The organism is Wolbachia endosymbiont (group A) of Yponomeuta plumbellus (assembly GCF_947251575.1).
Taxonomy (GTDB): Bacteria; Pseudomonadota; Alphaproteobacteria; order Rickettsiales; family Anaplasmataceae; genus Wolbachia; species Wolbachia pipientis.
Window position 1 is genome coordinate 679,161 of the sequence record NZ_OX366353.1, and the last position, 21,133, is coordinate 700,293.

At 34.5% G+C, this 21,133-nt stretch carries 19 protein-coding genes and 1 pseudogene; 8 read left to right on the top strand and 12 right to left on the bottom strand.

All coding sequences use genetic code 11. The features are described 5' to 3' along the window. From OPR39_RS03460 to OPR39_RS03470, 3 genes are all read right to left on the bottom strand, one after another. Positions 1-798 (bottom strand): hypothetical protein, encoded by a 798-nt coding sequence (locus tag OPR39_RS03460; protein WP_006280195.1) that lies wholly within the window; start codon positions 796-798, stop codon positions 1-3. A gap of 70 nt (positions 799-868) precedes the next feature. Further along, a complete protein-coding gene (gene hemH / locus OPR39_RS03465; RefSeq protein WP_010082099.1) occupies positions 869-1,816 on the bottom strand; it encodes a ferrochelatase in 948 nt (315 codons plus the stop codon). Beyond that, on the bottom strand, positions 1,817-2,638 hold the full coding sequence (locus tag OPR39_RS03470) for a hypothetical protein (protein WP_015589429.1): 822 nt from the start codon (positions 2,636-2,638) through the stop codon (positions 1,817-1,819). A gap of 113 nt (positions 2,639-2,751) precedes the next feature. Here OPR39_RS03470 and ndk point away from each other — a divergent pair, with 113 nt between their 5' ends. From ndk to OPR39_RS03485, 3 genes are all read left to right on the top strand, one after another. Next, complete coding sequence (gene ndk, locus OPR39_RS03475; RefSeq protein ID WP_015589428.1) at positions 2,752-3,171, top strand: nucleoside-diphosphate kinase; 420 nt, start codon at positions 2,752-2,754, stop codon at positions 3,169-3,171. An 850-nt stretch (positions 3,172-4,021) separates the two neighbouring features. Continuing rightward, positions 4,022-4,627, top strand: coding sequence for a recombination mediator RecR (recR, locus tag OPR39_RS03480; protein WP_010963080.1), 606 nt, complete (start codon positions 4,022-4,024; stop codon positions 4,625-4,627). Between the two features lie 3 nt (positions 4,628-4,630). Then, positions 4,631-5,851 (top strand): KAP family P-loop NTPase fold protein, encoded by a 1,221-nt coding sequence (locus OPR39_RS03485; RefSeq protein ID WP_015589427.1) that lies wholly within the window; start codon positions 4,631-4,633, stop codon positions 5,849-5,851. Positions 5,852-5,896: 45 nt separating this feature from the next. Here the strand turns inward: OPR39_RS03485 and OPR39_RS03490 are convergent, their stop codons facing one another. Together OPR39_RS03490 and OPR39_RS03495 are read right to left on the bottom strand one after the other, a co-directional pair. Continuing rightward, complete coding sequence (locus OPR39_RS03490; RefSeq protein WP_265039099.1) at positions 5,897-6,721, bottom strand: hypothetical protein; 825 nt, start codon at positions 6,719-6,721, stop codon at positions 5,897-5,899. 69 nt (positions 6,722-6,790) lie between these two features. Further along, a complete protein-coding gene (locus OPR39_RS03495; protein ID WP_141456686.1) occupies positions 6,791-8,119 on the bottom strand; it encodes a pyruvate dehydrogenase complex dihydrolipoamide acetyltransferase in 1,329 nt (442 codons plus the stop codon). Between the two features lie 73 nt (positions 8,120-8,192). Here OPR39_RS03495 and OPR39_RS03500 point away from each other — a divergent pair, with 73 nt between their 5' ends. Continuing rightward, the gene (locus tag OPR39_RS03500) at positions 8,193-8,681 is read left to right on the top strand and encodes an SH3 domain-containing protein (RefSeq protein WP_265039429.1); all 489 of its coding nucleotides are present in this window, start codon (positions 8,193-8,195) and stop codon (positions 8,679-8,681) included. Between the two features lie 54 nt (positions 8,682-8,735). Here OPR39_RS03500 and OPR39_RS03505 read toward each other — a convergent pair whose 3' ends face one another. The 7 genes from OPR39_RS03505 to OPR39_RS03535 form a co-directional block, all read right to left on the bottom strand. After that, positions 8,736-9,173, bottom strand: a complete 438-nt coding sequence (locus OPR39_RS03505) for a WBM0748 family T4SS-associated protein (protein WP_242049510.1) — start codon at positions 9,171-9,173, stop codon at positions 8,736-8,738. A gap of 121 nt (positions 9,174-9,294) precedes the next feature. After that, entirely contained in the window at positions 9,295-12,081 is a 2,787-nt protein-coding gene (locus OPR39_RS03510; protein WP_265039431.1) for a hypothetical protein, read from the bottom strand. Then, positions 12,062-14,416 carry a VirB4 family type IV secretion/conjugal transfer ATPase gene (locus OPR39_RS03515; RefSeq protein ID WP_265039101.1) on the bottom strand — a complete coding sequence of 785 codons (2,355 nt, stop codon included), beginning with the start codon at positions 14,414-14,416 and terminating at the stop codon, positions 12,062-12,064. Before OPR39_RS03515 ends, OPR39_RS03510 begins: the two co-directional genes overlap by 20 nt. Before the next feature lie 44 nt (positions 14,417-14,460). Next, on the bottom strand, positions 14,461-14,835 hold the full coding sequence (locus tag OPR39_RS03520; protein WP_022626145.1) for a hypothetical protein: 375 nt from the start codon (positions 14,833-14,835) through the stop codon (positions 14,461-14,463). A 94-nt stretch (positions 14,836-14,929) separates the two neighbouring features. Then, positions 14,930-16,153, bottom strand: coding sequence for a hypothetical protein (locus tag OPR39_RS03525; protein ID WP_015589419.1), 1,224 nt, complete (start codon positions 16,151-16,153; stop codon positions 14,930-14,932). A 122-nt stretch (positions 16,154-16,275) separates the two neighbouring features. Next, a complete protein-coding gene (locus tag OPR39_RS03530) occupies positions 16,276-17,304 on the bottom strand; it encodes an NAD(P)H-dependent flavin oxidoreductase (RefSeq protein ID WP_265039103.1) in 1,029 nt (342 codons plus the stop codon). Between the two features lie 5 nt (positions 17,305-17,309). Beyond that, on the bottom strand, positions 17,310-17,831 hold the full coding sequence (locus OPR39_RS03535) for a cytochrome b (protein WP_015589417.1): 522 nt from the start codon (positions 17,829-17,831) through the stop codon (positions 17,310-17,312). Positions 17,832-18,642: 811 nt separating this feature from the next. On the opposite strand from OPR39_RS03535, the gene OPR39_RS03540 reads away from it, so the two are divergent. The 4 genes and pseudogenes from OPR39_RS03540 (at position 18,643) to OPR39_RS03565 (ending at position 21,133) form a co-directional block, all read left to right on the top strand. Next, positions 18,643-19,839: a phosphoglycerate kinase gene (locus tag OPR39_RS03540; protein ID WP_015589416.1), complete on the top strand. Its 1,197-nt coding sequence runs from the start codon at positions 18,643-18,645 to the stop codon at positions 19,837-19,839. Positions 19,840-19,888: 49 nt separating this feature from the next. Continuing rightward, positions 19,889-20,683 (top strand): annotated as a pseudogene (locus OPR39_RS07465) (EndoU domain-containing protein). Positions 20,684-20,780: 97 nt separating this feature from the next. Next, positions 20,781-20,975, top strand: coding sequence for a diacylglycerol kinase (locus tag OPR39_RS03560; RefSeq protein WP_265039105.1), 195 nt, complete (start codon positions 20,781-20,783; stop codon positions 20,973-20,975). Between the two features lie 2 nt (positions 20,976-20,977). Further along, the gene (locus OPR39_RS03565; RefSeq protein WP_265039107.1) at positions 20,978-21,133 is read left to right on the top strand and encodes a diacylglycerol kinase; all 156 of its coding nucleotides are present in this window, start codon (positions 20,978-20,980) and stop codon (positions 21,131-21,133) included.

Consider the following 21,133-nt stretch of genomic DNA (forward strand, 5'->3'; position numbering starts at 1 on the left):
TTATACCTCTACAGTGCTGTCATTAGAATGACCGTTTATATTATGAACATCATCAAGTTCAGTGGAAGGATCATCATTGACAGGTTGTTGAAACAATTTGTCAAGCTGAACTGCAAGAAATACTGCACTATATATTATGCTGACTGTTACGCTTAAGTTGAAATTATAGATTATACCATTACCTAAGTTTATTGGTATAGTTGGAGTCTCTATCCTTCTTAATATGAAGTTTAATAAACCTAACGACAAAGTTAATGTGCTAATAATAAGGTCCTTCTTACACTCAGCAGACTTTTCAGGATCCTTATTATCCAGATATTCCTTGCATGTATAATAATAGCTTATAGGTTCTGAAATGAACAAAAATAGGATCGTTGAGGTTAAGTTAATATAACTTATTATGTCTGTATTGCTTCCAGTGCAAAAATGGATGATTTTCAACATCATTAGCGCTTCTATGGTGCTGCTTGCAAGATTAGCCGATTTACCCACAATTTTTGCCAGCTCTTTTTTACTCTCAGGGTTTCTGTAATCCTTAATTAGATCCTGTAGAGTAAATGCAGAATGGGCAATGTATAGAATAGATGTCGGAAACTTTACTAGTCGAGCAACATTCCGTATAAGAAAGATATTGGATCTATTATTGTCAATGAACTCGCAGCAAAATTGCAGTGAAATCTTACACAATAGGGCTGTTAAACCTGTTGTGATGCAGATTACCTTCCTGAAATCATGATCATAAATATCATGCACCCTTTGTGCGAGTATGTTAGATTTCTTTTTTAGCTTGTTTGGCATGAAATAGTTAATAACTTCCTGTTATTCTATCACATAAAATCCTAAAAGAAAAGCCCTATGAATCAGGACTTTAAGGGAGATTTATGCACAAATCGGCTAAGCATTTTATAAACAAGGGATCGGTACTGAGAGTTGGCACACGAAAGTAATATCCATCCTTGATAATTGCTTTATATTCTATATCAAGTTCAACTAGAGTTTCTGAATGCTCAGAAACAAAAGATATAGGTGATAGAACTACAGGTACACCATCAGCTTTTGCGCGTAATAGCTCACTTTCAGTGCTTGGCTCTAGCCATTTTACAGGACCAATCTTACTCTGATAACATATTGACCAATCTAAGTTATTGATAGCTAACTTTTCTACTATTAACTCTACGCTTCTTTCTACCTGTGAAGCGTAAGGGTCGCCCTTTTTAATGATACTAAGAGGTAAGCTATGGGCTGAAAATAGGACTCTTGGTTTACCGATTTTTCTAGCCAATTTATAGTACTTAGCTATCAGATTAGTGTGAGCTTCAATAAAATCTTGGTTATCATAATAACGGTGAATCATTTTTGTATTGCATTTTAGGCCATACCGTTTAGCATTTTTTTGCCAATTCTCGATGGATGACAGAGTTGTGGTAGTTGAATATTGTGGATACAGTGGCAGCAGAATTACTTCGTCAGGATCAAACTGTTTTACACTTTCAATAACTTCGTCAGCAAATGGACGCCAATAGCGCATGCAGATGAATACCTTGTGTACATGGTTTCTATTTTCGTTTAATTTTAGTTCTGAAGCATTAGCTTGCATTTTTGTATTCTCTAGAATTGGCGATTTACCTCCAATTTCCTCGTATATTTTTCGTGCAGTATTTTCTCGTTTCGCAGATATAAACTTTGCTAAAAGAAACCGAAAGGGATTCGGTAGATTGATTATTCTCCTGTCATAAAAAAGGTTGAATAAAAAAGGACGGACCGCATTTAGTGAATCAGGCCCGCCAAGATTAAATAAGATAACTGCCTTTTTCACCTACGCACTACTACAACAAGTTACTTCTGGGGTGCCTATAAAATTAGCTACACACTCATCAAATTTAGTTATAGGCACTAAATTTCTTACACTGGCATACAATAAGTGGCCTGATCTCTTCAGGTTACTCTTGGTAGATGTGAAGTTCCAATCGAAAAATGTATCGACAAAAAGACTTGGTACCGTTTCAAGAAGTTCAACAGCAGCTAAAGATAGCATTATACAACTTTGCAGGACATTCAGAAGAACCTTGAGGGGAAAAAGTAAAACTTTAACGAAAAGAGAGGTGCTACTTGTTTCATCCAGTAGTCGCCCTGAGTTAGGCGAATTATACTCGGTGTGTTTTCTATTTTGATCAAAGATAGGAAATTTTATAGTATCTTTCTTAAATTCCGCGTCTATTTCTTTTCTACTATGGTTAGTGATTTTTTCCATTAACTTCTCACGCAGATGAAAAGTTCTGACAATAAAACATGTGGCAATCATTAAGGAAGCACATAAAAGTGCGCATTGCATGAGGCTCATACTGCCTAGCATAGCTGGCAGTGCAAAACAAACAAATGGCACTATGATAGCCATTTCAAGAAATGGAATAGTGTTTCTTTTCATTGCAAAAGCAGCACCTTTTTTTAATTCTGTATTATGATGTAAGCTATATTCCAAAAAGCTTAAAAAGGCCAAATTAAAAGTTAAAAATCCTTTTGTTCCACAAAAAAGTGATGACTTAAAGTTACTTACTAATTTTTTAGTAGTAGATTTAGCTTGTTTTTTAGTGGTAGGCTCAGCTTGTTTAGTAGTGTTATTTTTACAACATTCACCCATACAATACCTCCTTGATGGTTTATTCTTAACTATAAATAAAAAACTACTTTTATCAAATCAAAATTTGCAATAAAATGAATCCATAAATATACAATCTTATATAAGGGAATAATATGGCAATTGAGAAGACACTTTCGATATTAAAACCTGATGCAGTAAAAAATAATATTACAGGCAATATAAATTCCTACATCGAACAATCTGGGCTGAAAATCACAGCACAAAAAATGATGTTACTAACAAAAAAACAAGCAGAGCTGTTTTATGAAATTCATAAAGATAGGCCTTTTTTTGGGGAATTAGTAGAGTTTATGACCTCTGGTTCTGTGGTAGTTCAAGTTTTAGTTGGTGAAAATGCAGTAAGTAAATACAGACAAATCATGGGAGCTACCGATCCAAAGCAGGCAGATAAAGGCACAATCAGGGGTGATTTTGCTGATGATATTAGTGAAAATAGAGTTCACGGCTCAGATAGTCTAGAAAATGCTCGTAAGGAGATAGCTTTCTTTTTTGCTGAATGTGAGTTGGTGTAGTCAACTCAGATTGGCGTCATCCAAGTAGCTGACAACATAGAAACGAAAAAACTTCCTTGACACCCTTCGCCAGCCCCCTTATCATAACAGTGAAGCTATTGTATTTGCTTTCGCCAATCTGCAGATTAAAAGGTAAGGATTACTTAATGTATCGGCGTCTTATGTTCAATTTTTTGCAGTATATAGATACTGTATGTCTTTACAAAACTTCATCTACATCTAGATTTTTATCTAAATAAGCTGAACGCGCTTATAAAGCGTTACAAGACATCAAAAAATGCCAATACTCGACAGAGATAGTAAAAGACTAGCTAACTCGGGGATTCTTTGTCTTTTTTTCTGCTTAGTAAATTTCTTAAACATTTGCAGCGTAAGTTAGTTGCAATTAAAAGCGGCTGAATCTCGCTTGTCAAGCGTTTAAAACATAAAAAACGCCAATATTTTAAAGCAGATAATAACCCCAGGGCTTCTTTTGCCTTTTTTTTCATTTAGTAAATTTCTTAATATTTATGGCTAAACGACAACCGTCATCCCGCTACTTGTTAGCAGATACCGCGGCGGTATGACGTAGAAGTTATACTTTTATGCTTACCAACTTAATAAAATTCCTGATCCCAGTGTCTGGGCACTGGGATGACAAAGGAGAGCTACTCGGATGATACCTTTTTCTACTTAGTTTGGGTTATGCAAGAAGTCTATTATAATCAGGCTTTAAGTGTGCGGAAGTAATTTTTTGCGTTAGAGTAAAAAATTTTTTCTATAGCTAATCAAAGTGGATCAAGAGAAACTTACCACTTTCTTTACAAAGGGTTTGATGTTACCATTTGACTGCCTATTCTGAATTTATTGAATGAACGTTAACATAAAGAATCTAGTTCATGCTTTCTCTAAATTGCCAAGTTTAGGGCCATCATCATCACGCAGGTTAGTTATACATTTACTCCAAAACAAAGAAAAAGTTATGCTACCACTTGCATCTTTGATTAAAGAGCTAGCAGATCTTATAATAGAGTGTGAAGTTTGCGGAAATCTAGATACTAAATCACCTTGTTCTATTTGTACTAACCCAAAACGTGACACTAAGTTACTGTGTGTAGTAGAAGAATTGGGTGATTTATGGGCGTTTGAAAAAGGAAATATATATTCAGGTTTATACCATGTTTTGGGGGGCAGATTGTCTGCGATAAATGGCATAGGTCCAAAAGAACTCAACCTTGATACTATTCTGAAAAGAGTGACAGAGTCTAAAATTGAAGAGATAATTATCGCAATTAATCCGACATTAGAGGGTCAAGTTACTGCACAATATATAATTGAATTGCTAAAAAATTTGGATGTGAAAATATCACGTCTTGCTTGCGGCATACCAATGGGCGGAGAAATTGACTATCTTGATGAAGGAACGCTGAGGATAGCACTTACTTCAAGACAAGAATATGAGTTAAATATAAAATAAGACATGTGCTTAAAAAAACTTATATCGCTAATAACATTCAAAAAGAAAGAAATAGCGCCACCACTTAAAGTGGTGGCTTGGGAAAATGACCGTCTAAACTATAAGCAATTTTCAGGTAAATTTAACAATATAATTAAAACAATTGATCAGTCTTTTACAATAATATCTTTGGAAGGATATGATGGATGGGGCAAGACGTTTTTTTTGAAAGAATGGGTAAAAGAGTTAAAACAGCAAAATGAAATTGCAGCTTATTATAGTGCATGGGATATCAATGCATTGGACCAACCACTGCCTTCTTTTTTAAATTTCCTATTTGAAGATTTATTTGTATCGTATAAAGTAAAAAGAAGTGTTATACAACAGTTCAAGAACATAAACCAAGAGCTATTTTCTCTAAACACACTAGGAAAGCTGATCAGTAAATCTCCACTTGCTATGCTTTCAGTATTTCTTGATGCTGCAAAAGAGGCTGATAAAAAAGACATAGGTTTTGTCTTGAGTGAATTAAGTCTTCTCCAAAGAAGAAAAGAGAGTACTAGAGATTTTAAAACACAGTTAGCGGATGTGGTTAATAAAATCAGAAAAGACAAAAACATTTATATAATGGTGGATAATCTTGATGTGTGCCGTCCTAAATTCGTTGTCGATTTTTTGGAATCTATAAAGTATATGCTTGATGTGGAGGGGCTGGTTTTCATTATTCCTGTAAGTAAAGATAAGAGTAATGTACAAAGAGCAATCAGCACAATACTTGGACCAAATTTTGACCTAAAATCTTTTACTGATCTCTCTTTACATTTGCCAAAACAACCGATAGAAAAATTTACAAAAGAACTATTTGAAAATATTAAATTACCGAAAAAGTCAAAAAATTTGATTGTAGATAGTTTTATATTTTATGCAGAAAGCCTGTCACTATCGTTAAAAACAATAGAATACTGCGTAAAAAAAATAAAGCTGTGTCTTCTGAATCACACAAGAGAAGAATTACCTGATCCGAATTTGTTTTCATTTTTGGTAATACTGCAATCGATAAATATTGATATATATGAGGAATTAGGTTTTTCATATCAAAGAGCATTGGAAAAAATTGAAAATGAATATAAATCTTTAGTTCTAAATGGTCAAGAAGAATGGGAAAAACTTAAAACCTCTCTAGAAACTGCTTTTGCAGAGAGGGAGTCAAAAATTAACAAAGCTATAAAGGATATACTATTTTGAAAAGATACCCTACCTTCACATATACAAAGATAGGGTAACATTTGATTAACGCCCTTTTACTATGTCATTACCTTGTTCAAACTTTCTGATTAATTCGCTTACATTGACATTAGATAATTTTTTACCTGCAGATTTGTCATTATGTGAAGCATCAGGTTTACGAAGGTCTTCCTTACTGTTACTCCTAGTAATATTACATCTAACAATGTTTGAATTATTAGACTTATCGCTTACATCTGAAATATTGCTTTTTTCACTACATGAAGACGAATTACTCGACATATTGCCTAAGCTAAAGAGCTTTTTACCTTGATAGATTGGATTCCAATCAAGTGGATTATAAGTTTTTTTGCTAGTCTCAACCTTTTGGTTATTTTGCTGTTTAGGAGAAAAACCAAGTTTTTCTCTTTCTTTCTTGCTTAGCGTTTTGAGAAATTTTACGGTTTCTAATTCATCAGTTGCTTGTACTTTATGTAAATCAAAGCTTTTTTGATGGTTATCCTGCTTAACATTTTCCATCATTTTATCTTTTATTGTTCTATCCTCATCATCAGAAGTGCTGCTACTAATATCACTGATACCACTATCCCCTGAATTGCGGCGTTGTTTGTTAGGAGTGCTATGAATGTTGTCTTCCATGAGTTTTTGCATTGTTGGGCCAAATGTTCTTCCAAGATTGCTACTCACTGTTTCATTACTATCATTTGCTTGAGAATGAGGTACATTTCGCTCAAAAATTGCTTTTATTCCAGCAAATTTAGCTTGGGAAGATTTCGGAGGAACAGGTGGGGCAACCATGCCTTTTGAGTTAATCTTTCCTTTATTTTGAGGAAAAATTTTTGGATTATTTTTTTCTACTGTAGTATTCATTTTTTTACCTCTAAACCTATTAACTAATAAAAGTATAAACTTAGAGGTATTAATTTTGTAATAACAATGCTAATAGATTACCGCAGTTTCAATAAGCATCACCAGAGGATTCTCTATATAATGCTTAAAGGCATTTAAAAACTTTGCTCCGAGTGCCCCATCAACTGCTCTATGGTCAACAGAGAGCGTTACTGTCATTATTTCTGCTGTTTCTATTTTCTCATTCATAACAATTGGTTGTTTTTTAGATGCACCAACTGCCATAATGCAAGATTGCGGCGGATTGATTATAGCACTGAAGGCTTTTATACCAAACATCCCTAAGTTGGAGATAGTAAACCCTCCTCCTTGAAACTCTTCAGGTTTCAATTTTCCAGATCTTGCTCTGCTTACTAAATCTTTCACTTCTTTTGATATAGATAAAATACCCTTTTTATCAGCATTTTTTACTATAGGAGTAATTAGCCCATCTTCAAGTGCCACAGCGATTGAGATATCTACATTCGAGTATTTAAGTATTTTATTATCTATCCACGAAGAATTTATATCAGGAAATTTTTTCATGCTAAAAGCCACAGCTTTGATAATTAAGTCATTGATTGTTACTTTATTGTTTTCATCTGCTGAGTTAATCTCGTTTTTTAACGATATTAACTTATCAACCTGGCAGTCTACAGTTAAATAAAAATGTGGAACATTCTGTTTGGATTCAGTCAGGCGCTGTGCTATCACTTGGCGTATGTTGCTTACTTCAACTATCTCAGGACTTTCAGTATGTATACCACTGCCTAAAAACTCCAACACATCAGCCTTAATTATGCGACCGTATGGTCCTGTACCTTTTAATTGCTGCACATTAACCCCTTCATTTTGAGCTATTTTCTTAGCTAATGGGCTTATTTTTATTCTACCTTCTGTTGTCTTAGTATCTTCTTCTTTTCTAGATCCCAGTGTCAAGCACTGGGATGACATTGAGAGGTTGGATTCCAGCGTCACGCGCTGGAATGACACCGAAGAATGACTTATTGGCTTTCCGTTTAAATCTTGGTGTTCTGATTTTTGATTATCAACAGCACATTTTGTCACTTCCTTTTTAACTGCACTATTGATGGAAGTTGAGGTATAGTTGTTAAGTGCATTTTCATCCTCCCCTTCTTCCAGCATTAAAGCTATTGGTTGATTTACAGGCACGCCACTTGTTCCTTCTGTTACTAAAATTTTTGCTACAACTCCTTCATCTACAGATTCAAACTCCATTATGGCTTTATCAGTCTCTATCTCAGCAATTACGTCGCCTACTTCAACTTTGTCTTGTTCTTTTTTATGCCACTTTACAATTTTTCCTCCAGTTTTGCTCATTGTCGGTGAAAGAGCAGGCATTAATATTTCTATAGGCATTGATTTTGCATTTAAAGATCTATTCAATTTTTAATTTACTCTTTATCTTATGTCAACCTAATCGTGAATTATGATGAATAAGTCTGTTACACTATCCCTCACGTTATCCCAGCGCGTGACACTGGGATCTTGGTTCAGTACTATTATCCTATTGTTTTTATTATTTAGCCATAGCTTGTTTGCTAACAACTTTGTTTCAACCAAATCAAATAAGATCAACATGAGAACGGGGCCAGGGTTTCACTATCCTGTAAAATGGATATACACTTGCAAAAATCTGCCCCTGAAAGTGATAGAAGAGTTTGAGAGTTGGAAAAAGGTCTGCGATATAGATGAAGACTGCGGATGGATAAAAGGCAATCTTCTTAGTGATAAGCGCTACGCGATTGTAAAAGAAGATACTTATGGATATCAAAAACAGAGTGTAGACAGCAAGATTACTATAAAAATAGACAAATTTGTTGTAATGAAAATAGAAAAGTGTAACGAAGAGTGGTGTTTTCTTTCTACCCCAAAACGCAAAGCATGGGTACAAAAAAAACATATATATGGGGTTGATTAGGTTGACAAAAGATCTGAATTAACACTAGTTTCTAGGCCTTCTGTAGCATGCTCTTCATGTGAAGCAGAGGATGGCACTGACTTCTTCATGCTCTGGAGACTGTACAGGGCTATCACAGAAACTCCTTAACATCTCCTCAGCGGATGAATCTAAAATTTGTACAATAGACTTTTCACTTTGTTCTCTTAGCGATTGATCCACTCTAGAAATCAACTCAGAAAACTCGCTACCTGATTTTTCAGCTTCACTTTTTATTTTACTTTCTATGCTTGCAATATTACCTTGTTCAATTTCTTCTTTTGTTATGTTGAACGAATTTGCAGCATCTTGATATCCAATCTTGCAATTTCCACAACCAATTATGCAAAAAGCAATGGAATTAGATATTTCGCTTGCAGCCCACTTATGTATAGCGTAAGCCAAATAATTGTCATGGTATTTAATGCTAAATTGTTGTTCTATTAGCTCAGAAATTTTATTCTTTAGAGACATAAAGTACCCTCCTTACATTCGTTATACCTTTTTGTTAAGATACAGCAATTACACCATTTACTACATGCTTTACTTTAATTAATTATTAAAACGAGAGCATAATTTTCAGAGTTATATCTTTTTACCTTAACAATTCTTTTTTGAGTTCCTCTTCAATCATCTTAGTTAAACTCGTGTCAAACTCACTCCTCGAAAAATCCCTAACCTCCCCGGGATCATATCGATTTCCTATCATTTTTTCAATAGCATCATTTATTATGTTTATGTCAAATCCCTTTATAATAGGCGTTACCTTCACCTGCCCTGCAGAGCCTTTACCATAAATTCTTTTGCTTTTATCAATGCAACCACCTGCACCAGGTTTACTGCTTCCAAAACCCTTGCTACACTTTACTGTTTCATGCTTGATTTCACCATTTTCTATATATATTATTTTATTATCTTCAGTAACCCGCAATCCTGTTGTTGTGGTTTTTTCTTTTAATTTTACACTATCATCAATTATTGGTTCGGTATAATCCTTATACTCATATATTTTATAGATGCCTCCGCCTCCCATAGTGATTAAATCCTTGCACTCTTGTTTACCTAAACGACACTTTCTTATAAAAATAGGACCCCCATCCTTATCTGTATATTCCTTTTCCCTGTTACCTCCTCCCTGTTCAACTTTAATGTTAATTATAGGATAATCAAGATCAATTTCCAATTCAGCTTTAATATAATCTCCTGGCATTCCTACTCTACTTTCAGTGGAATTAGGTGTGTAAGTGTAAGGTGTATCTTTTATGTGACCTGCTTCACCACATCCCCACACTTCTATTTCAACACGGCTAGATGTTATTTGTGAGCCATCCACATCATAATCTCCACTTCCAAAAACATGGGACTTTTCGCTCTTTTTTTCCGGTTCTTGTTTCTCTTTTTCCAGTTGTTTCTCGATTATCTCTTTTAACTTCTCTTTGAGACCTTCTAAATCGAACCTACACAATTTATCAGCGTAAAAGACCTCCGTTCTGTTTGCTTTAATTGGTGCTTCTTGTTGTGTGACAACGCCATTTGTATTTTGTGAAATCTTTGTATAAAAAGGTTGAGTGTTTTCTTTGTCTACATATCGTGTTGAACGGCTGCATGTTCCAGTAAAGCAGATACAACCATCATCACCTTGATTACATTTTTCTCTATGCTCTACATCCGTCAATTTGTATACTACTTTCAGTCCTTTACTAGATTTAAATGTATCGTCTATCTCATCATTTCTTTTTACACAGTAACTGCATTCTCTCTTCTTCTGCTCATTTTCATCAGGGAAGAAAACATACCCTTGTTTATTGAATATTATTTTATCTAACTCACTCTGATCTCTGTTTAAGAGATCGGCTCTTTTATTTTCCTTGCTTGGAAGATAATAGAACTGATTTGATTCCTTGGAGTAAACAGCATTGTATTTAGTATATCTTGTTCCCATTAATTTTAGTGGTATTATTTTATTTTCTCTTTTAAGAACAAACTCCTCTGGTTCTGGCTGCCATCCAGAAAGACAAAGCATTTTACTGTTAGAATTTCCTTTATACTTTACTTCTATTTCCGGCTGCCCAGAGTTATTAAATTCACATTGAATAGATTTGTCTTTTAACTTTTTCTCAAAATCATTAAAACTATAAAAACTTCCGCCTTTAGAACATTTAATTTGCACATCAGGAACATAGCCATATTCTTTCAGAACTTTAAATTGTTGCGGATTACTTTCTAATATACCTTCTATAATATTATCAATATTACTATCAGTTGTTTTTGCTACTATTGCTGGTTTTACTACTTTTAAAGATAGGGGGCCAATGTTTATAGGATGGTTGAGGTCAGTATTAACATTAAAAGTACAGGAACCATTACTATAGGTTCCATGTGCTTTAGCACAAGTGCTCTCACTCATCTTCATTTCTACTTTCAATGTATTTTTATTTACTATCTCCACTATCTCAGGTTCTGGAGCAGGTGGTGCAGGAAAACAGCGGACGAACTGTGGATTTTGTTCATTTATACTTTGAGTTCCAAGGTATTCAGCACAGAGCTGGCCCTTTTTTCTATAGGTTTTGAAGTAATAGTGAGTATCCTTATCTGTAACAGTATATGAGTGATTTGGAATGTTCTCATTATTTGAAACAACGTGTGGAAAACCTAACTCTTTTCTTTCCTCCAGTCCGCTAATTATCACCCCAACTCTTGGATCGAAGTAATCATTATCTTCATTTGTTATAGGAACAATTCTAACTTGTGGAGGTGACATCGCAAGTTGTTCACAGAATGGAGGGGGGCTAGGTGCAAGTGGCACAGGAGCACATTTTACTGCCGTTTGGTAGCAGGTATCACAGACTTTTTCCATCTCCCCAGGACGGAAAATATTCTCACCCGAAAATACTCTAGAATCCCATGAAGAAATTCCTGACATACAAGCCCCTTTTTGACTGCAAGCACATATTTTAGGAGAGTTAGCGAATCTTCTTTTTTCCTCATCAGTAACACCGTCTGCCCATTCCCATTTAAGACCCCGAGCAATTTCTCCTCCAGCTTTTGTTTTATCTCCTTCCCAGTCGATAAAAGCTGCAGCAGAAACTCCAGCTCCTGTACCTTGCGTTCCATATATCTGGCGGCAGGATTCCCCACTTTGTAAGTCATAACAATAACTTTGTCCATCATAAGCACATACTCTAATTTTGGGATTAAAGTAACCATCAACTCCTTGATCTTTTATTGCTTGCACCTTAATTTCCTTTACCCAATCTCCACCAACTATTGCTTCCAACCAAGTATTACTTTCTACAAATGTTGGACAATCAGCATATCCTTGATACGAAAGACCAAGTATCAAAAAAAATATCAATAAGAAATTAAGCCTTACACTTCTCATAAAATACCGGTAACCACTCATTAACTTCTTCTCCTTTTTCCTTTATTGCCTCGTACATATACTTTATCGTCTCTTTGTTAGCTGAAAGTACATGTATTTCTTGCATATTCTTTAAATCTAAATTTAAAGTTACTAATCCTTTATACTGTTTTATCAAAAATAAACCTTCCTGCGTTGGCGTCTGCAGAATTATATTCAGCTCCTCTTTTGATAAAGAAAATGCTTTCATGTATAATCTATTTGCATTGACGTTCGGCATCAAGATTCTTGTATCAACATGTTTATCTAAATATTGAGTAAATTTGCTAGCAAATGCGAGATTTAAATTTTCAGTACTTAGGATTACTACAACATTTAGTTCCGTCATTCTTTGCATCCAGTTATCAAACTCTTTCTCTGTAGGAAAAATATTACTTATCTCCCATGCTTCATCCAAAACAAGTATTGCAGGCGAGCCATCACATTTTGCCTCAAAAGAATATAAAAAATAGTAAAGTATCACGGACATACATTCCTTTTGTTTTGTAAGGTTTGCGGTGTTGAGAGATATAATTTTTGTTTCCCAGTCAATATCTGATTCATTACCATCTTGAAATAAGTAAGCAAAGTCACCATCGTCACACCATCTACTTATCTTACCCCCAAGGAGCAAGAGCACCTCAGAAATTTGTGAAATAGAACGTGATTCCTTGGGTATAGCAAATATAGAATCCACAATTTTTCTTATCTTTTCTTCTACGTCCACCAAGCTCGTATCGGCTACCATTCTTCTGATCAGTTCAACCAACATATTGCGATTGGAAGCACTATCTTCAATGTTTAGTGGATTAAATTTTAGGCTTTTGTCCTTATATTTTGGATCGATTATGTAATATTTACCACTCACTGCTTTAGTAAAAATTATTGATTTTCCAGTGTTATCCAATATGACAATTCTTGGGTTAAACTTTCTTGATTCTGATAATAGAAAATTAATGAGTGAAGTTCTGCCTGAATTTGGAGCTCCGAGTATCGTAGTATGGCCATTATTTCTTTTTCCATGAAAATTAAAGGAGTAAGGATTTCCTTTTTTTGAGAAAAAAATCATTACCGCTTCTTTCCACCTTCTTCCTTTTAATGTACCTGACGTAAAATCGTGCAGCATAGCAAAGCTGCACGCGTATTTTGTTAAGATATTTTTCGGTTGCGTAATAAAAGCAAAATTGCCTGGAAGTTGTGCCCAAAAATGACTTTCCATATGTAAATCAGTTCTAAACATCATGAAGCCAACTAATGACATTATAGAAGATAAATCACTAATACTTTCAGCTAACTTATTCCTATCATCTGCAAATATTGTAAAAATAATTTTCTGTTGGCAGAAGTCTATACTAGAGGTCTTTTCAAGCTCTATTATTTCTTCAATTCCTGAGCTTTTAAGTAAGGTATTATCCTCACTAATTTGCAGCATGTTGATTTGTTTTTTAAATTCTTTTATTGCTTTGTTATTACTAGTAAATATCATTATTTCTGTAATGATAAATTCAGATTCAAGCTGCAAGCATCTATCTATATTACCTAAAGAGATTTCCCGGTATTCTTTTATGCTGAAAATAGAGCCAAATTTCTGTTGATTTTCAAATATTGTTTGAAACGTATTGAAACCAAAAGCTATTTTAAAATTTCTAATATATTGCGACAGGTCCCTTTCATGTATTGGATAATCTTTGTGCGTTAATGTAACAATATAGTGGAGAAATTCTATCATTTCAGAATATATTTTACCTTCACTAAACCTTAGACTCAGTTTTTTAGCTCCAAAAGGTCCTAAATCATTTTGAATTACGTCAGTTATCTTTTGCAACTCCTGATGGCTTTCTTGTAAAGACAACTTATGCTTATTCTTTATTCTATTGAAAAAAAACGAATTATTAGTATGCTTGCCAAAATCGCTAAACAATATTACAATGTATAGTTCATTTATATACTGTAATTTACTATCAGTTAGTTTATTAAACCACGTTGAATGTAGGTTGTCAGAGAAGTCTTCAGTTTTATTCCATTTCAAGCTCAGTTTATTGCGCTTTCTAACGGTATGAATCCAAACGGTAAAACACAGGCTATTAATATTTTTTGATATGCTTTTTCTAATTTCAGTTCTGAGGTCGCTGTAGTTATCAACAGAAGAATAATCTTCTAACTTGATTATTTTTAACAATTCTCCCTGTTTTGTTAGTATGGTTTCTTCATCGTAATGACAAGCATAAGGAACAAAATCTAAATCAATGCTTTCTAGTAATGCTAAGTTGTTCTTTTTTTTAAGCTTAGAGTTAACTGTTGGTACTTTTAACTGCATATGCGTATTCAATAAAGATAATTAAAAAAGATAAAAATACTATCTTAATTTTTATCTTTTTTTTCGCTATCGGATTGTAATTTTATATCTTTTGCAAAGTTAAATTTTTCTTTTAAGTAGTCTGTTGCCTTTTCTGTACTACCGAACATCAGGACCAGTACACCAAACATTATCATAAAAAAGATTAGACCTCTGAACACTACTGCAAGTATCACTGCAGCTATACACAACCCTATGATTGTTGAAGGACTCATATTTTCTACAGTATCTTTAACTGAAAATGAAGAAATAAAATTTTTTACCGTTTCTTGTATACCCTTTAATTCATCACTCGCCGAACTTGCTTCGCTAGAATATGATGCAAAAATGAAACTTAATAAGGCTATAAAAACCAAAACTTTATTCAATTGAATGCGCATCAACTAAACACCTTTTAAACATTCCTCAAATATAACAACTTTTATATCAATAGGCAAGAACTGAATTCACTTATCCACTACAAGTAACACATATTTAATTTTTACCGCTGTGAACATGCTGTAAGCTCTTATCATCAACAAGAGGACTCACATTAATGGATGTTAATTTACTTGATAGGAAGTTTGAATGCAATTCAGCTACTGCTGCTATAGCAAGCACTGCAACCATAGCAAGTAGTCCTGCTCCTATCAATCCTGATGTCATTGCTCCTGCAACAATGCACCCTATTGTGGAGAGAGCACAACCTGCTACAAGTGCAACGTGAAGATTTCTGTTATTGGGTTGGTTTTTAAGTAGGATATCTTTCTTAACTTGATCTGGATTTGCTTGACCATCTGAGTTTTCATTTTCTTGCATTTTTGGCTCTTTTTTTACAGTCTGCTCTGGCTGCACTTGAGTCTCGTTTTCTTTTGGGGATTCCAAATTTGATTCTAATAACTCAGTTTTTTCTCCACCCTCTGGTTGTAAGCCATTATCTCCTTCAACAGAGCTCAATGTTGAGTTTAAACTTTCCTCAGATGAAGTGCTTGTTACTAAAGTTAAACTGCTCCTTCTGCTACTTACTGGTGATTTCAAACTTTCTTTACTCGTTCTAGGTGAGTCTATTCCACTATCTGAGTCATTGCCACTACTGAGTTTAGAAGTTTTCTTCTCCTCTATTTCTTTCACAACCTTGCTATATTTTTCAAACACTTCCTCTGCAACATCTGAATTACTAAGTATTTTATTATCACCACTTTTTTTCTCAGCTACATTCAAGGGTGTTTCTTGTGTGTTGTTTTGCTCTTCAATATGTTTTAGCTGCATTTGATCTTCAATATTTTCTTCAACAGCATTTGGTATTGAGCTTACACTGCTGCTCCTGTTAGTAATATCCAAAATTGTTTTTACTATTTTTCCTCTTATTGTTTGTGGTCTTTGTGATTGTTCTCTTTCATTGTTAAATACTGTAGGTACAGCTAGTTCTTCTGATTTTATTACTTCATCTTTCAATGCAGGAAGAAAGTTTTCGATATAATACTTATAATGTTTTTGATATTCCTCTTGTTTTTCTGGTGATTTTTCTAATTGTTCTCTCAGCGATTTTTCTAATTCAGTTAATACCTCAGGACTAGCTCCTTCCTTGAACAACTCTATGCATTTTTTGATAGTTCCATCTCCCTTTTGTGGGCTTCCATATTTATGATTTTCTTTTGTTACCTTTTTGTATATAGTGTCGTGCAATTGTTGGTTAATATCTTTTTTAGAACTTAGCATAGACTCCTCCATACATAACAAAATGTATAGATACCTCTTTAGCGTTAATTTTACATTAAAACTGGGCAATTATGCCATATTATAAATAATTGCGGCAACTTGCTTATTGGAAGGTCGCTTAACTATTTGCTTTCTGGGCTTTCTACTTCTACAGATTTGCTATTAATATAATTCTTTGCTTGTTGAACTAACATATTCACTACTTCTTTTACAGGCTTTTCCCTATCAACCATGCCAACACTTTGGCCAGCCATTAGAGATCCTGTTTCAACATCTCCATCAATTACTGCTCTTCTTAAAGCTCCAGCCCAGAATTTTTCTATTTCAAGCTGCCCATCTTCTTTTGAGATCTGGCCCTTTTGGTATTCATCAATAACTTCTTTTTGACGCTTCATGAAGTCATCACTTGCTTTGTTGGCTATAGCTCTTACAGGAATTACAGGAAAATCAGCACTTATCTGTACAGAAGGTATTGCATTACGTGCGGCCGATTTAATAAACACTTCCTTAAAATTTTTGTGGGCAATTGACTCATTAGTGCAGACAAATAATGTGCCTATTTGACAGCCACTTGCTCCCATTTCTAAGTAATTAACTATCACTTCGCCTCTGCCTATTCCACCTGCAACAAACACTGGTATTTGTTCATTTTTAAAATGAGGCAATATCTCTTGTGCAAGAACAGAAGTGCTCACTGGACCTATATGCCCACCTGCTTCCATTCCTTCTATTATTAATGCATCTACTCCCATTTTTACTAACCTTTTCGCAAGGCTTAATGCTGGTGCAAAGCACATAACTTTAATGCCTGCACCCTTGATTTTTTCTATATTAGGCTTTGTTGGCAGTCCACCGGCAAGCACTATATGGCTCACTTTCGTTTCAATACACACATCTATCAACTCACTCAACTTTGGGTGCATAGTAATTAGGTTTACACCAAATGGCTTGTTAGTTAATTTTTGTGTCTCTATGATTTCTTTTTCCAGTAAGTCTGGGAACATTGCACCACATGCAATCACACCAAAACCACCAGCGTTTGAGATTGCTGAGACCAAGTTTCTCTCTGAAACCCAGCTCATAGCACCACCCATTATAGCAAACTCACTGCCAAGAAAATCTGTTCCTTTTTTCCAGAGGCTACTTAACATATAACCTATATCATACGTTTAAAAATGTTTTGCTTATCTATAAATGTGTGCTTCAAAGCGCCAAGTATATGTAAGATTATAAAGAGTACCATAAAATATGCAAGCATCGAATGTAGCTCGTTAGCCGTGTTAGCTAGATCTTTGTTTTGATTAATCAACAAAGGGATATGGAAAAAATATTTGATCTGTTTGCCAGAAGCAGAAGACATGACATAGCCAGATAGTGGCATTAGCACCATTAAAGAATACAAACCAAAGTGCACTGCTTTACTTATATTGATTACAAACCGAGAAAAATTTGCTGGAAGTGGTGGAACATAAGTAAAGACGCGAAAAAATATGCGTACTATGATTAATCCAAGAATAGTGATACCGCAAGCCTTATGAATAGCGTATATGTTGAACTTAATTTCATTGCTAAGTGGTAAGCTTTTCATATAAAGTCCAGAGCAAAGCATACCGATAATAAAAACAGCCATCAACCAATGGATAACTCTTAAACCTAGGCTATATTTATTGTCTTCCATTTTGATTACTCTAAAGTAGCATTTATATAATAGAAAAACTATTTTTCAATCAAAATTATTAAAGCAATTTAGATTTACCAACAATGTAGCTATACAAATTCGACCCAGCCGGAAGTCAAGGGCACCTAAATCAAGAAACGGATTAAACGAAAAAACTTCCTTGACACCCTTCGCCAGCCCCCTTATCATAACAGTGAAGCTATTGTATTTGCTTTCGCCAATCTGCAGATTAAAAGGTAAGGATTACTTAATGTATCGGCGTCTTATGTTCAATTTTTTGCAGTATATAGATACTGTATGTCTTTACAAAACTTCATCTACATCTAGATTTTTATCTAAATAAGCTGAACGCGCTTATAAAGCGTTACAAGACATCAAAAAATGCCAATACTCGACAGAGATAGTAAAAGACTAGCTAACTCGGGGATTCTTTGTCTTTTTTTCTGCTTAGTAAATTTCTTAAACATTTGCAGCGTAAGTTAGTTGCAATTAAAAGCGGCTGAATCTCGCTTGTCAAGCGTTTAAAACATAAAAAACGCCAATATTTTAAAGCAGATAATAACCCCAGGGCTTCTTTTGCCTTTTTTTTATTTGGTAAATTTCTTAATATTTATGGCTAAACGACAACCGTCATCCCGCTACTTGTTAGCGGGATCTAGAGATACCGCGGCGGTATGACGGTTCGCAGTGGCATGACGATAAGGTTCCAGTGTCAAGCGTTTGGCATGCAAATTTCCTTAAACGTTCGTAAGCTTAAAACTTTACTTTAGATCAAACTGCTGTATAGTGACTTTATAGCTTTAGTTTTACAATGAGTATACCTAGTATAGAAAATTGTGATCTTCACAATAAAGCCGTCTTACTCAGAGTTGACTTCAATGTTCCTATAAAAGATGGAGAAATTCGTGACGTCACTCGTATTTTGAGAGCATTGCCTACTATTCAGTATTTAGTGAATGCGAGTGCAAAGATTATTATTATATCACATTTTGGACGCCCAAAGGCCAGAGACAATAATCTGTCGCTAAAAAATGTAATTGACACTTTATCGCAGTTACTAAATAAAAAAGTGAAATTCATTGACGATTGCTTTGGTGAAAAAGTACAAAGAGCAGTAAGTGTTATGGATGCAGGAGATATAATATTACTAGAGAATCTAAGATTTTATAAAGAGGAAGAGCAAAGTGACTCAAATTTTGCCAAACAACTAGCATCTCTAGCGGATATATATGTAAATGATGCATTTTCTTGCTCTCACAGAGCTCACGCTTCTATTTCACGCATTACAGAATTTTTACCTTCTTATGCGGGATTTTGCTTGCAAGATGAGCTAAAGTATCTTGAAAAAGCTGTATCATTTAAAGCTAAACCTATTACTGCGATAGTTGGGGGAGCTAAAATATCAACTAAAATAAAAGTGCTTATGAAGCTAACAGAAAAGGTTGATTACCTAGTTCTAGGTGGTGCAATAGCCAATAATTTTTTGTCATTTAGCAAAGTAAATATAGGGAAATCTTTCTTTCAAAATGGTGTTGACGACCTTCTACATAATATTGTTGAAACAGCAAATAAAAACAATTGCAAAATAGTTGTGCCAGAAGACGTTCTGGTTGCAGTAAACTCTGATTACAGCACTAGTATTTCAAGAAGAACTGAGTCCATTTTGGACGGTGATATAATTTTGGATATCGGACCACAAACTTTGAGTACAATAAGCAGTATAATAGCAAGCAGTAAGACTCTGCTGTGGAATGGACCTATTGGTGTTTTTGAACATTCAGCTTTTGCAAGTGGTACAATAGGGGTAATGAAAATCGTAAGTGACTTAACGCACAAAGGAAAGTTAACCAGCATAATAGGGGGAGGCGATAGTCTATCTGCAATAAGCGCTGCAGGCCTTACCGATAAGGATTTTACATATGTTTCCACTGGTGGAGGAGCATTTTTAGATTGGTTAAGTGGCGATGAAATGCCGGGAGTTGCTGCTCTGCAAAAACGATTAGATTAAAACTTTTTTAAATTATTTCTTATAGGCTAGCTTTTTTGTGAACGTGATTATGTCGAAGACAGTTAAACTAATTTTGTGTTTAATAATACCAATAATAGGATTTATTTTTTATATTAAGGATCATTATTTTCACACCGGCTATGTAGAAGAAAATGTTGAAGTCAATTTTGAACCATTTTTCAGTTCACAACCAGCCACCGTTTCAGAATTAACTGACTTCGATAGAGGAGTGTTGAAAGTTTGTGGAGATTGGGGAGCACATCCAGATAAAGAAGATTTCAAAATTTTACTTAGTTGTCCGCAGCATCAAGAAGTAGTGAAAGGAATATATAAGTGATTACGCCAGATGCGGATTTGGAGTTACTTAAAGATGAACTGGCTAACATTTGGTTTACAAATAGTGAAAGTGAAAAAGAAACTATAGGGTTTGGACATATTTTTTGTGGTGAGCCAAACGATAAACTAGGTGGTATGCATTTTGTAGGTAGATATGTTGAAGCTCAAGAAGATAAATGGGCAGGTGCAATTTGGAATGATAAGTCCCTATGCAATAAATCAGATATTAAGCCGCCAGTTTATACATTTGGAATGAAATATTTAGGTAAGGATGGGGAAGTGAAAGTTAAATGCCCAAATGGATACGCATATAACCTTCATGCCGATAATTTCTGCAACTAAGGCGTTTAAGGAATTAGGAAAAGATGGAATGTGTCTATATGAAATGGAAGATGACGATTATCAATCAGTGTTTGTAAGAAAGAATGATGCTATACTCACGTTCTATCCTGACTTAACACCAAAATGTGATGATAAGAGTACTTATTGTAGTTGCGGTAAATCTTAATTTCAAAACCAATAGGGTAAACAAATGATAAAAATGCTATAGGGTGTAGCAAATCCAAATGAGTTAAAATTTTGATTAAAGGGTTTTGTGAATAATAATGAAGAAGGGCATTATTCGTCTAATAAAAGCAATTCAATACTCTTGTGAAGGAATAAAATCAGCTTTTATATCAGAAATTGCGTTCAGACAGGAGTTACTGCTTTTTATAGTATGTGTCTCAATTTTGTTTGTTTTGGATGTAAGTAATCTAGAACGTGCAGTAATGATAAGCAGCCTATTCTCCTGGTGTTAATTGTGGAAATTGTTAACACTGCTTTTGAAACGACAATTGAGCGTATTTCCAGTGAACAACACATACTTTCAAAAAAGGTGAAAGATCTAGGTAGTGCAGCAGTTTTTCTTTCATTAATTAACTTCCTGATAACATGGATGATAATATTGATAGGTTAA